General features: G+C 62.0%; 12 protein-coding genes and 1 pseudogene. 2 read left to right on the top strand and 11 right to left on the bottom strand.

Translation table 11 applies throughout. The features are described from left to right. The 8 genes and pseudogenes from AC2FLM_RS20775 to AC2FLM_RS20740 all read right to left on the bottom strand — a co-directional run. Nucleotides 1–870 (bottom strand): branched-chain amino acid ABC transporter permease, encoded by an 870-nt coding sequence (locus AC2FLM_RS20775; protein WP_496859808.1) that lies wholly within the window; start codon nt 868–870, stop codon nt 1–3. A gap of 58 nt (nt 871–928) precedes the next feature. Beyond that, the gene (locus AC2FLM_RS20770) at nt 929–2,104 is read right to left on the bottom strand and encodes an ABC transporter substrate-binding protein (RefSeq protein ID WP_496859807.1); all 1,176 of its coding nucleotides are present in this window, start codon (nt 2,102–2,104) and stop codon (nt 929–931) included. Between the two features lie 41 nt (nt 2,105–2,145). Continuing rightward, entirely contained in the window at nt 2,146–2,925 is a 780-nt protein-coding gene (gene benD / locus AC2FLM_RS20765; RefSeq protein WP_234143803.1) for a benzoate diol dehydrogenase BenD, read from the bottom strand. Beyond that, nucleotides 2,922–3,944: a benzoate 1,2-dioxygenase electron transfer component BenC gene (gene benC, locus AC2FLM_RS20760; protein WP_496859806.1), complete on the bottom strand. Its 1,023-nt coding sequence runs from the start codon at nt 3,942–3,944 to the stop codon at nt 2,922–2,924. The genes benD and benC overlap by 4 nt, the downstream gene beginning before the upstream one ends. Before the next feature lie 72 nt (nt 3,945–4,016). Further along, nucleotides 4,017–4,541, bottom strand: a complete 525-nt coding sequence (gene benB / locus AC2FLM_RS20755; protein ID WP_496859805.1) for a benzoate 1,2-dioxygenase small subunit — start codon at nt 4,539–4,541, stop codon at nt 4,017–4,019. A gap of 12 nt (nt 4,542–4,553) precedes the next feature. After that, entirely contained in the window at nt 4,554–5,942 is a 1,389-nt protein-coding gene (gene benA / locus AC2FLM_RS20750) for a benzoate 1,2-dioxygenase large subunit (protein WP_496859804.1), read from the bottom strand. Nucleotides 5,943–6,016: 74 nt separating this feature from the next. Further along, complete coding sequence (locus tag AC2FLM_RS20745; protein ID WP_496859803.1) at nt 6,017–7,165, bottom strand: muconate cycloisomerase family protein; 1,149 nt, start codon at nt 7,163–7,165, stop codon at nt 6,017–6,019. Between the two features lie 190 nt (nt 7,166–7,355). After that, a pseudogene (locus AC2FLM_RS20740) lies at nt 7,356–7,907 on the bottom strand (ornithine cyclodeaminase family protein); the annotation flags it as partial. A 17-nt stretch (nt 7,908–7,924) separates the two neighbouring features. On the opposite strand from AC2FLM_RS20740, the gene AC2FLM_RS20735 reads away from it, so the two are divergent. Then, nucleotides 7,925–8,686 carry a TRAP transporter large permease subunit gene (locus AC2FLM_RS20735; protein WP_496859802.1) on the top strand — a complete coding sequence of 254 codons (762 nt, stop codon included), beginning with the start codon at nt 7,925–7,927 and terminating at the stop codon, nt 8,684–8,686. Between the two features lie 75 nt (nt 8,687–8,761). On the opposite strand, the gene AC2FLM_RS20730 is transcribed toward AC2FLM_RS20735, so the two are convergent. From AC2FLM_RS20730 to AC2FLM_RS20720, 3 genes are read right to left on the bottom strand one after another with little or no spacing between them, the layout of a single operon-like run. Further along, the gene (locus tag AC2FLM_RS20730) at nt 8,762–9,721 is read right to left on the bottom strand and encodes a glutathione S-transferase family protein (RefSeq protein WP_496859801.1); all 960 of its coding nucleotides are present in this window, start codon (nt 9,719–9,721) and stop codon (nt 8,762–8,764) included. Between the two features lie 12 nt (nt 9,722–9,733). Beyond that, nucleotides 9,734–10,555: a 4,5-DOPA-extradiol-dioxygenase gene (gene ygiD / locus AC2FLM_RS20725; protein WP_496859800.1), complete on the bottom strand. Its 822-nt coding sequence runs from the start codon at nt 10,553–10,555 to the stop codon at nt 9,734–9,736. Nucleotides 10,556–10,615: 60 nt separating this feature from the next. Next, nucleotides 10,616–11,182 carry a DoxX family protein gene (locus AC2FLM_RS20720; protein ID WP_496859799.1) on the bottom strand — a complete coding sequence of 189 codons (567 nt, stop codon included), beginning with the start codon at nt 11,180–11,182 and terminating at the stop codon, nt 10,616–10,618. Between AC2FLM_RS20720 and AC2FLM_RS20715 the strand changes: the two genes are divergently transcribed. Then, nucleotides 11,165–12,058 carry a LysR family transcriptional regulator gene (locus AC2FLM_RS20715; RefSeq protein ID WP_496859798.1) on the top strand — a complete coding sequence of 298 codons (894 nt, stop codon included), beginning with the start codon at nt 11,165–11,167 and terminating at the stop codon, nt 12,056–12,058. The two genes, AC2FLM_RS20720 and AC2FLM_RS20715, sit on opposite strands and share 18 nt — an antisense overlap. Nucleotides 12,059–12,117: the final 59 nt, after the last annotated feature.

The following is a 12,117-nucleotide window of genomic DNA, read 5'->3' as shown; positions in this document are numbered from 1 at the left end:
TTATCCTCTCGCGGGAAAGAGGCCCTCTGGCTTGATCACAAGGACCGCAGCCAAAAGCGCATAGATGAGAACAGAGGCCAGCCCAGGGGCCAGAACGGCACCGAAAGTCTGCACAAAGCCGTAGATCAGCGATCCCGCGATGGCACCCTTGAGCGAGCCGAGACCGCCAATCACGATCACGATCAGCGTCGGGATCAGGATCTGGAGACCCATGTCGGGCGTCACACTGAGAAGCGGTGCCGCGACGGCACCGGCCAGGCCCGCAAGGGCACAGCCCACACAGAAGACGATGAAGAACAGCCGTTCCACATTGATGCCCAGACAGGCCGCCATGGCATCATTGTCGACACCGGCGCGGATCATCGCGCCGATCTGGGTGCGGCTGAGCACGAAGGCCAAGGCTCCGAAGATGGCGAGACCCAGAACGATGATGAACAACCGGTAGGTCGGATACTCGACACCAAGGAAGGTCAGACGTCCGCCAAGCAGCGCGGGCACATCGATGGCAAGAGCCAGATCACCCCAGAAGATGCGTGTCAGATCGAGCAGGACAAAGATCAGCCCGAAGGTGACGAGAACCTGTGCCATGGGCCCCGATTTCCGCATCCGCTTGATGAGGCCGGAATAGAGCAGGATCCCCACCCCGGCGACCGCCACGGGCGCCAGAAAGAACCCCATCCAGTAGCCGCCCACGGCAGCCAGCGAGGCCGCGAAATACGCGCCAAGAGCATAAAGCGAGCCATGCGCGAGGTTCACGAAATGCATCAGCCCGAAGATGACCGTGAGGCCGATGGAAAGAAGAAACAGAAGCATGGACAATTGCAGGGCGTTCAATGCCTGAAGCGTCCAGAATCCAAGATCATGTGCCATTGAGGGTCCTCCTCGAACGTTTTGTCCCGGCCACAGGCGAGCGGCCGGGACAGTTCGGTCAGTTGGAGACGGGTGCCATCTCGCAGCCATTGGTCGGATCAGCTTCCGCGGGGAGCTGAGCGAGGACTTTCTGCGTCAACCCACCTTCACCAGCGACGGTTTCGTAAACATAGATTGGCTGGATAATGTTGTTGGTCGCGGGATCGATCGCGAGCTGACCGCGCGGCCCCTCGAAGCTGACCTGACGCAGGGCATTTGCCAAAGCTGCACGGTCGTTCGCGCCCGTCTTTGTTGCCTCAATCAGCGCGCGAGCCGCATCGTAACCCTGGACGGCAAATTCCGACGGAGCGCGGCCGGTTTCCTTGGTGAAGGCGGCCACGAAAGCTGCGTTCGCCTCGCTGTCGATGGTCGGCGCGTAGTGCAGCGCCGTGATGACGCCTTTGGCGGCCTCGCCCTGTGCGTTCACATAAAGCGGCGAGGTCAGGAAGCCCGAGCCATAGAGGGGGAGTTCGGCTTTCAGGCCAAAGCTGTCATATTGCTTGACGAAGGAAATCGCCTCGCCCCCGGCATAGAAGACATAGACCGCGTCAGCGCCGCTGGCCTTGGCCTGGGCGAGATAGGGACCGAAGTCCTGTGTCTTTTGGAACGGCGTGAATTCCTGCCCGACGATCTCGCCGCCTGCTGCGGTGAAGGTCTCGGTGAAGGCATCGATCATCTGGCGACCGGCGGCATAGTCAGGCGCAAGCGTGAACACGCGTCGAACGCCCTGCTCGGCCATCCAGGTGCCCATCGGACGGTTGATCTGGCCGTTGGAAAACGACATCCGCGTGATGAAAGGCGAGCACGAGGCACCGGTGGCCTCGTCATTGCCGGCATTTGCCACGATCAGTGGCACGCCTGCGCCATGCACCATGTCACGCACTGCACCCAGAACACCGGAACTGACGATGCCCACCATGACATCGACCTTGTCTTGCAGGATCAGTTTCTTGGCCTTGCCAAGCGCGACAGGCGGCTTCACCTCGGTGTCTTCGCGGGCGATCTCGAAAGTGACGTCGCTCTCGGAACCGAACTGTTGCAGACCGAGGTTGAATCCGGTCTCGATTTCATTGCCGAGCGACGCGTAGACGCCCGAGAAAGGGAGCAGAAGCCCCACTTTGATGTCTTCTTCTGCCACAGCAGGCATAGCAAAGCTGGTGGCGAACCCGAGGGCCGCCAGGATTGCGCGTTTCATTTTGGATTTCCTCCAGTTGGTTTCCGACCCCTCCTCAGGGCCTATCCTAAGTCGCCGCCACCGACCGGGACGGTGACCCCGGTGATGTAGGCAGCATCGTCCGACGCCAGGAACAGGATCGGGCCTGCCTGTTCGTCGAGCGTTCCGTATCGTTTCATGAACGAGGACTGGATCGTCTGGTCGACGATGGTCTGGTACCAGTCTTCGCGTTGTTCTTCTTCGGCGTTGGGGTTGCGCGGCACGACCCGTGGTGGTGCTTCGGTTCCGCCCGGAGCGGTGGCGACCACGCGAATGCCTCGTTCGGCGACTTCCCAGGCCAGGCTTGCGGTGATCGCGTTCACTCCGCCCTTGGCCGCCGCATAGGGCACCCGGTTGAGGCCCCGCGTCGCAATGGACGACACGTTGACGATTGTACCCGAGCCTTGCGGCAGCATCCGTTCAATGGCGGCGCGGCAGCAGTAGAGAGTCGGGAACAGCGAACGGCGCACTTCGGCGTCGATCTGCTTGGGCTCGTAATGCTCAAAGGGCTTGGCCCAGATGGTCCCACCGACATTGTTGATCAGGATATCGATGCGGCCCCAGAGGTCCACGGCCTTTTGCATCGCCTTCTCGCAGCCCGCCCAGGTCTCGAGGTTGACCGAGATCGCCTCGGCCTCGCCCCCATGCTCCCGGATCGCCGCGACGACGTCCTTGCGGGCGGGTGAGCGGTCCACGATCAGAACACGCGCCCCCTCGCTGGCCGCCCGTTCGGCGACGCGGCGGCCGATACCTTGTGCCGCGCCGGTGACGACCATCACCTTATCGTCGAACCGGCGTGTCATGCCGCTTCGGCCTTCTCTTCGGTGGGGTTGAATTTCTCGTAGTAGAAATTCGCAGGCTCGACGCCCAGTTTCCCGAAATGCGCGCGCACGGCATCGACCATGGGCGGCGGGCCGCACAGATAGACGTCGCAATCCCCGTCGTGCAAGTCATCGCCGCCGAGGTGATCGGTCACGAACCCCTTGCGCTCATGCGCGTCTTCGTCGGCGGCCAGAATGGTGATCACGGTGACGTTGCCGATCTTTTCAGCAAGCGCGTTGACGCGGTCCAGTTCCACGAGGTCGGCGGCGCGGGTCACGGCATAATAAAGCGTGATCGGGTGCTCTGCTCCCTGCTCGGCCACCTGTTCCAGCATCGACAGGAACGGCGCCAGACCGGTGCCACCGGCGAGCCAAACCTGCGTGCGCTCGATTGGCCTCAGATAAAAGGCCCCCATCGGACCGGTTGCGGTCAGAGCGTCGCCAGGCTTCGCTTGTTCGCCAAGATAGGTGCTCATGACACCGCCGGGCAGGTTGCGGATCAGAAAGGTGGCTTGCTGCACGCCCGGTGCGGACGAAAAGGAATAGGACCGGTGTTTGTCCGTACCGGGGACTGTCAGGTTCACATACTGGCCCGGCAGGAAGTTGATCGGCTTGGCCAGTTTCACCCGCAGACCGAAGGAGGTCTCGGAGAGCTTGTCGACGCCCTGCACTTCGGCCTCCACGGCCTCGGGCGCGGTCTTGCAGATGGCGGACGAGGCCGGGACGCGCACGACGCAGTCGCTTTCCGGGATCATCTGGCAGGTGAGCGCATAGCCCTGTTCTGCCTCTTCGTCGCTCATCGACTCGTCCATGTAGAATTCCAGCTCGTACTCGCCCTTCTCGACGAAGCATTTGCAGGTGCCGCAGACGCCATCCCGGCAATCCATCGGCAGGTTGATCTTCTGACGGAAGGCCGCATCGGTCACCTTCTCATCGTCATCGCACTGGATGACGCGCGTGACGCCATCTTCGAAATTCAGGGCAACGTTGTAGGTCGTCATGGCATGCTCCTCCCTTGGCCGCGCACCCTGACGTGGATGCGCGGAGGTTTTCAGTTTCCCGGAGATCGGGGATCAAACGTGGTAGACGTCGATCACGTGGTGAATGTGATCGTTCTTCAGGACCACCTTCTTGTCGGTGATCAGCGGCCTCACGCCGCTGGTGTCGATCGTGTAGAACGACGTGCCCCAGTGGGTATCGGTCTCGTGGTAACGATAGCTCAGCGTTTGCCAGTTGAAGCGCAGCTTGATTTCGTCGCCCTCCCGGCTCAGCACTTCGATGCCCGACAGGTAGTGGTTGGTGCGCGGCTCCGGCAGCGAGGTCGCCGACGACCGGTCGGTCTTGATCCGGAACACGCGGTCCTCGATCCCCTGCTTGTTGGGGTAGTACATCAAGGACATCTCGTTCTGCGGATCCTCCGTCAGCATGTCGAAGTCATCCCATGTGGGCATCCAGAACGGACAGTCCTTGTGATAGAATGTCAGCCAGGTATCCCAGTCGCGGTCGTCCAGAGCACGGGCCTCCGCGAAGAGGAAGGCCTGAATGTCTTCGAAGCTCATCGCGCCGGTTGCAGGGCGATCAAGAGTTGCAGTTGTCATGTTCTTTCCTCCTCACTCGGCGGCGACCGACGCCTGAGGCGCGGTTTCGCGTTCCTTTGCGATGGCTTCACCCATCCGCTCGGACCAGTTGCTGTGTTGAATGACGAACAGACCTTCGTCCTCGGTGCGGGCGCCGGACAGAACCGGGTTGATGCCCAGGGCCTTGGCGTCTTCATCCGGGCCTTCGATCCATTGGGTCGCGCCGCGTGTCAGGTCATTCCACTTTGCGTGCGATGCGCCGGCGTAGCCACGCTGGGTGGCCCGGAACTCCTCGGTGTCATCCGGCGTCGCCATGCCGGAGGCGTTGAAGAAGTCCTCGTATTGGCGGATGCGGCGGGTGCGCGCTTCCTGGCTCTCGCCCTTGGGCGCGATGCAGTAGATCGTGACCTCGGTCTTGTCGACCGAGACGGGGCGGAAGACGCGGATCTGGCTGGAGAACTGGTCCATCAGGAAGACGTTCGGATAAAGGCAGAGGTTGCGCAGCACGCCCACCATCCATTCGGCCTTGGTCTTGCCGTACTTCTCGGTCCATTCCTCCAGACGCGGATAGTTCGGGCGGTTGGTCGGGTCGGCCCATTCGGTCCAGAGCAGGATGTGACCATTCTCGTAGGCATGAAAGCCGCCGCGCTGCTTGGCCCATTTGGACGCATCGGTCGCCTTGATGTTGTCTTCCTTGCCGTCATCGGTCCGGTGCGCCGTCGTGGCGACATAGTTCCAGTGCACGGCCGAGACGTGGTAGCCGTCGGCGCCGTTTTCGGCCTGAAGCTTCCAGTTGCCGTCAAAGGTGTAGGTGGACGAACCGCGCAGCACTTCGAGACCCTCGTCGGCCTGATCGACGATCATGTCGATCATCTTGCGCGCTTCGCCGAGGTATTCCTCCAGCGGCTTCACATCGGCATTGAGCGAGCCGAAGAGGAAGCCACGGTAGTTCTCGAACCGGGCAACCTTGGTCAGGTCATGGCTGCCGTCCTTGTTGAACTGCTCGGGATAGCCCGCGCCCTTGGGGTCCTTGACCTTCAGGAGCTTGCCGGTGTTGGAAAAGGTCCAGCCGTGGAACGGGCAGGTAAAGGTCTTCTGGTTGCGGCGCTTGAAGCGGCACAGCTGCGCGCCCCGGTGCGAACAGGCGTTGACCAGCGCGTGCAGCTCGCCGTCCTTGTCGCGGGTGATGACGACGGGCGTGCGGCCCATGGTCAGGGTGAAGTAATCGCCCGGGTTCGGGATCTGGCTTTCATGCGCCATGTAGATCCAGTTGCCTTCGAAGATGTGCTTGATCTCAAGCTCGAACAGCTCTTCGTCGGTGAAGATGTCCCGGCGGCAGCGAAAGATGCCGTTTTCCGGGTCGTCCTGGATCGCGCCGTCGAGCCGCGCTTCGAATTCATCGAGATTGGATTGGGTGAACATTCTTTAGTCCTCCTCCTGACTGCCTCAGCACCTTGTCTTGCGCCTTGGCCGGGTTTGATGGTCGTGTCGCGGGTCTATTCGCCAGCGACGGCTTTCATTGTCCGCCCGCCGTCACGGCGGAAGAATTCGATCTTGTCGGGATCAAGCGCAGCACCGATGCCGACGCCCTTGGGGATCTCGACACAGAAATCGCGGTAGATGATCGGCTCGGCGAGAATGTCTGCGGTCAGCAGGAGCGGGCCGAAGAGTTCGGTGCCCCAGGCCAGATCCTCGACGGTCGAGAAGAGCTGCAGGGCCGCAGCGGTGCTCAGACCGGTTTCCAGCATGGTGCCGCCATAAAGACCCAGTCCCGCCGCCTGCCCGATGGCGATAACTTCAGATGCGCGCTTGAGCCCGCCAGACTGGCCGATCTTGACCGCAAACACATCCGCCGCGCGGGCCGAGGCGACCTCCAATGCGTCCTCGGGTCCGTTCAGTGCCTCGTCCGCCATCACGGCAATCTCATAGCCTTTGGCCAGTTCCGTCATGGCGCTGCGATAGCGGGCGGGTACCGGCTGTTCGACCAACTCGCACCCCGCCTCTTGCAAGCCCTTCAGACCCCAGCGGGCCTCTTGCAGGGACCACGCAGTGTTCACATCGACGCGCACGCTGGCGGTGTCGCCCACGGCTTCCTTGATCCTTGCCACATGCGCCACATCCTCGCGGACAGACCGCTTGCCGATCTTCAGCTTGAAGATGTTGTGGCGGCGGGTTTCGATCATCTCCTGGGCCTCAGTGATGTCTGTCTCCGAATTGCCCGAGGCCAGTGTCCACGCGACCGGCAGACGCTCGTGCACGGCCCCGCCGAAAAGTTGCGACACCGGCACGCCCAAGCGCTTGCCCAGCCCGTCCCAGAGGGCAATCTCGACAGCTGTCTTGGCGATGCGATTGCCTTTGACCAGCTTGTCGATCAGCTGGATCGCACCATTCACATCATCGCCGTTTCGGCCAAGCAACGCCGGGGCGATATAGGTCTCGATCGCCGACTGGATGCCTTCGGGGCTTTCCGGTCCGTAGCTCAGCCCGCCAATCGTCGTGCCTTCGCCGATGCCTTCGGAGCCGTCCGAGAACTTGACCTTGACGAGCACGGCAGTTTGCGTGCGCATCGTCGCCATCGAAAGCACGTGACCACGAATGGTGGGGATGTCGAGGATCAGGGTCTCGATCTGGTCAATCTTGGTCACTGGGGCTCACCACATTTGCAGGTTTCTGTTGAATGCAGATTGCCCGCCCGCGCCGGATTCTGTCGATGATTGGAGGGGTCTTGGGTGATACCCTGACGAGACATGCGGGTGCCTGCGACACCTCTCGAACGAAAACAGGCGCCACCAATGGTGACGCCTGCAACGGATCCTTTGCGTGGATGGCTACCGATTAGAAGTCGACCTGGATTGCGACGCCGCGGTCTATTGCCAGGTTGACGACTGCGGCGGCGACGGCGAGGTCCTGCAAACCGACGCCGGTGCCGTCGAAGAGGGTGATCTGATCGTTGGCGGTGCGGCCCGGATGGGTGCCGTTGATCACGGCGCCCAACTGGACGATATCGGCTTGCGTGATCAAACCCTCCGCGATCGCGTGTTGTGCCTCGCCGATGCTGACCGACTGCGCCACTTCATCGGTGAACACGGTCGCGCGGGCCACAAGCGCGGCCTCGACCTCTTGCTTGCCCCTGGTGTCGGTTCCCATGCAGGCGATGTGGGTGCCCGGGCTGACGTGATCCGCCATGAGGGACGGCGAGAAGGCCGAAGTGATCGAAATGATCACATCCGCCTCATCCATTCCGGGCAGATCAACCGCCTCGAACGGCACGCCGGCCTCTTCGGCAACCTGGGCCAGGTTCGGCAGCATCTCGGGGTGGTAGTTCCAGCCGATGACCTTGTCGAAGGCGCGCTGTTCCAGCGCGGCGCGCAGCTGGAACGTGGCCTGACCTGTTCATCGCCGGTGTGATCCCCGGTCTGCTGGGCCTTGCGCTTTATATGGCCGCGATCCGCTTCGTTGCAGCCCGTAATCCCAGCCACGCCCCTCAAGGCGAAAAGACCCCGTGGCCGGAAAAGCTGAAAGCACTGTCCGGCATTTGGCCTTTCGTTCTGCTCTTCGGTCTCATCATCGGCGGCCTCTATGCCAAGCTCTTCACGCCGACCGAGGCGGCCGGCATGGGCGCGGGCCTTGCGATCCTGATTGCCACCTTTCACGGGCGGCTGACCTGGGCCGTGCTGCGCAGGGTGATCATCGACACGGCCTATACGTCGGTGTCGCTCTATACGGTCCTGTTCGGCGCGCTGATGCTGTCCAAGTTGCTGACCTTGTCGGGGCTTGCGGCCGGTGTCCTGGCATTGGTGCAATCCACAGGGTTGGAAGGCTATGCCCTGATCTTTGCGATCATGCTCGTGTTCATGGTGCTGGGTTGCGTGATGGACTCCATGGCGATCATCCTGATCTTCGTGCCGCTTTTCGCGCCCATCGTCGTCGCTCAAGGGTTCGACCTTGTCTGGTTCGGGATCATCGTGATCGTGGTGACCGAGATCGCACTGGTCACACCGCCGGTCGGAATGAACGTCTTCGTTCTCAAGGCCGTTCTGCCCGATGTACCGGTGGTTCGGATCTTCAAGGGCCTCGTCCCCTTCATCGCGGTCGATGTCGTACGCCTTGCCGTGCTGGTCGCCTTCCCCGCAATCACGCTCTGGCTGGGAAGCACCGTCGGATAGAGGCCGACCGGGCACAAAAACGAAGAGCGGCGGGCAAGGGAAATCCTTGCCCGCCGCTTTTTTTGTGCCGCATCCTCAGGCGCGCAGCAGGTCCGCAATGTGATCCGGCGCTTTCGGCACGATCCCAGTGGGATTGAGCGCCTTTATCGAATAGTAGCCTTGCAGGATGTGGTCGATGTCCACTGTCTCTCGCACACCAGGCAGGTCGAGCATCCGCGCGAGGTAGCCCGACAGACGCGGGTAATCCCTGACCTGTCGCCGGTTGGTCTTGAACAGGCCATGATAGGCGGCGTCGAACCGGATCAGCGTCACAAAGGCGCGAATATCCGTTTCCGTCAAGCAGTCGCCGAACAGGTAGCCGCCCGTCAGCCGCTCCTCAAGCTCGCCCAGCATGGTGAACACACCCTCCAGCGCCTCTTCATAGGCGCGCTGGGACGTTGCGAACCCCACCTTGTAGACGCCGTTATTGAGCAAGTCGTAAAGGCGCGGGTTGAGAGCGTCGATCTCTGCCGCCAGATGCGCGGGATAGAGCCGCAGATCGGAGGGCACGAGATGTTCGAAGGCGCTATCGAACATGCGCAGGATATCGGCGCTTTCATTGTTTACCATCACGTTCCGCATGGTGTCCCAAAGCACCGGAACCGTGGCGCGTCCGGTGAACTGCGGGTCGGCCCGGGTGTAGATCTCGTGCATATAGCGCGCGCCGAGGAGCGGATCCGCGTCAGCGCCGGCAAAGCCACCGAAACTCCATCCCTGATCCGTCAGGGTCGGGTTCACCACGGTCACCGGGATCAGGTCCTCCAGGCCCTTGAGCTTGCGCGCTATCAGCGTCCGCGACGCCCAAGGGCAGATCAGCGCAACATAAAGCCGATAGCGGCCAGGTTCGGCCTTGAACCCGCCCTCGCCTGTCGGGCCGGGCGCACCGTCCGGCGTGATCCAGTTGCGAAAGCTGGAGGTCTGGCGCACGAAGCGGCCGTCCTTGTCGGCCTTTTGCACCGGCTGCCAGTTTTCCATCCATTTGCCGTCCACAAGCATGTGTCGGTCTCCTCAGGTTGCGTGAAAGATGAACGACCGCATCGACACCGATCCGAGATCGATGGCATCGGTCATGAAAGTCAATTCGTCGCGCGCATCTGACGCGCCGGCGATGGTCAGGGCTGGCAAGTAGTGATCCACGGTCGGATGAGCTGCGGTGAGAAGTGCGCCCAGCCCTTCCGCATCCGCCAGCGCGCGGAAATCCCGGTCCACGAGACGATCGGCAAAAAGCGCATCGAACTCCTGCGCGAAATCCAGTGGCGTGCCACCCGGGCGCATGGCCCGCAGGTTGTGGACGACATTGCCCGAGCCGAGGATCAGGATGCCCCGGTCCCGCAGGTCCGTCAAAGCGCGGCCGATTTCCAGTTGATGGTCCAGCCCCCGTCCCATGTCGACCGAGACCTGAAAGACCGGAACATCCGCATCGGGATAAAGAAACTTCAGGACAGCCCAGGCACCGTGGTCGAGGCCCCAGGTATCATCCCCGGCGGCGCGGTGGCTGCCCAGAAGCGACACGACCTCGCGCGCCAGGTCGGGCTGGCCGGGGGCCGGGTAGCGCTGTTGAAAAAGCGCCTCGGGGAAGCCGTAAAAATCGTGGATCGTGCGCGGCATGGCCGAGACATCCACAAGGGTCGTTCCATTGGTCATCCAATGCGCCGAGACGACGAGGATCGCCTTGGGTCGCGGCAGGCTCTGGCCAAGCAGCGCCCAGGATCGACTGAACGGCCCGTCTTCGATCGCATGCATCGGGCTGCCATGCCCGAGGAAAACGACCGGCATCCGGTCAGAGGGCGCAAATCGATCCTTGAGGTCTTGTAGGCTGTGAATACGCATGATGGGCCGCTTTCGAGTGTGTCCGAGCGGCCCAAGGGCCGCCCGGGAGTGATGGGAAGATCAGGCGAACTGGCCCAGCGCCCGCTGCAGCGCCGGGACTTTCAGGGCGAAGGCACCGCTGCCGAGCGCTGCAATCGCACCCTGAACGACTGCCCAGAAGATCGGGAACTCCCAGCCGCCGCCTTCGGCCGAGAACAGCCAGCCATTGCCGGCATGAACCCAGGTGGCGCCCAGAAGCACCGGGATCAGCGCCAATGAGACAAGCCGCGTGCCGATGCCGAGGATCAGGGCGATCCCTCCGACGATCTCGGCAGCGATCGTGAAATAGGCCAGAAGCCCCGGCAGGCCGAGACTCTCGAAAAAGCCGACGGTTCCGGCGACGGTGAAGACGCTGATCTTCAGCCAGCCATGGGCAAGAAAGAGCGAACCGCTGGTGACGCGAAGTGCGAAGGCAGCATAGTCAGAATTCGTGTGCGTGGTCATATCCTTGTCCTTTTGTTGAAAGCCGCCCGGAGACAGCTTTTCTGTGAAGGAACATAGGCCTTGCAGATGACCCTCAAAATGGCGAATATCGCGAATTAATTTCCACGTTTTGTTCGCAATGATCACATGGACCTTTTTGATCAACTCCGCGCTTTTGTCGCTACCGCGCAGTCCGGCTCCTTCACCGGGGCGGCAGCACAGCTGGGCATGTCGAACCGATTGACCTCGAAATATGTGGCCGAGCTCGAGCAGCGTCTCGGTGTGCGGCTCTTTCAGCGCACAACCCGCAAAGTTGGCCTGACCCCGGCCGGGTCCGATCTTCTGTCCCGAGCCCCTGCCCTGCTGGACGATCTTGACGAATTGCTTGCCGATATCTCGGACTCCTCGAAAGGGTTGTCGGGCGTTCTAAGGATTTCCGCTCCGATCACCTTCGGCGAGGTCTACATCGCGGGTATGCTGGCACGGTTCTCCGAACTTCACCCAGGGATCACCATCGATCTCAGGCTGAGCGATGCCTTCAGCGATCTTGCCGCAGAAGGGATCGACCTGGCCTTTCGGATTGGACGCTTTGACATAGCCTCTCTCAAGGTCCGACGGCTGGGCACGTTCCAGAGCCTGCCTGTCGCCAGTCCGGCCTATGTCGCACGGGCCGGCCTCCCAGAAACGCCAAACGACCTCTCAGAACACAGTTGCATCGTCGATACCAACCGCCGGAATCCCCGGCGTTGGGCCTTCGAACATGACGGCACTCAGGTCGTGGTTCAGATCGAAGGCCGGTTTCACGTCAATTCGGCAAGTGCCGCGGTCGATCTGGCACGTCGCGGTCTCGGGGTCGCCTATGTGCCCGGTTTCGCCTTGCGCGGTGCGCTCGATTGCGGCGAGCTGGTCCGGTTGTTTGAAAGCCATACCGGGGAACGCGGCGACGTCGCTGCCGTCTACCTTGAAGGGCGCACGCTGCCTCGAAAGGTGCGCGCGCTGATCGATTTTGCGGTTGCCGATTTTGGCAATGCCGGTGCGTAACAGCCGCCGTGGCCCGGGCAGGACTCCGGCATGGCGGACGCATCAATCCGGAGCGGCAG

It is taken from the genome of Ruegeria sp. SAZD011 (assembly GCF_059612545.1).
This window is presented reverse-complemented; position numbering and strand designations above follow the sequence as displayed.

What these genes read in the sequence shown, in the direction of transcription:
- benD (WP_234143803.1), bottom strand. Translation starts at nt 2,925, where the DNA reads ATGACACGCCGGTTCGACGATAAGGTGATGGTCGTCACCGGCGCGGCA.
- ygiD (WP_496859800.1), bottom strand. Translation starts at nt 10,555, where the DNA reads ATGCGTATTCACAGCCTACAAGACCTCAAGGATCGATTTGCGCCCTCT.
- benA (WP_496859804.1), bottom strand. Translation starts at nt 5,942, where the DNA reads ATGTTCACCCAATCCAATCTCGATGAATTCGAAGCGCGGCTCGACGGC.
- AC2FLM_RS20775 (WP_496859808.1), bottom strand. Translation starts at nt 870, where the DNA reads ATGGCACATGATCTTGGATTCTGGACGCTTCAGGCATTGAACGCCCTG.
- benB (WP_496859805.1), bottom strand. Translation starts at nt 4,541, where the DNA reads ATGACAACTGCAACTCTTGATCGCCCTGCAACCGGCGCGATGAGCTTC.
- AC2FLM_RS20730 (WP_496859801.1), bottom strand. Translation starts at nt 9,721, where the DNA reads ATGCTTGTGGACGGCAAATGGATGGAAAACTGGCAGCCGGTGCAAAAG.
- benC (WP_496859806.1), bottom strand. Translation starts at nt 3,944, where the DNA reads ATGACGACCTACAACGTTGCCCTGAATTTCGAAGATGGCGTCACGCGC.
- AC2FLM_RS20715 (WP_496859798.1), top strand. Translation starts at nt 11,165, where the DNA reads ATGGACCTTTTTGATCAACTCCGCGCTTTTGTCGCTACCGCGCAGTCC.
- AC2FLM_RS20770 (WP_496859807.1), bottom strand. Translation starts at nt 2,104, where the DNA reads ATGAAACGCGCAATCCTGGCGGCCCTCGGGTTCGCCACCAGCTTTGCT.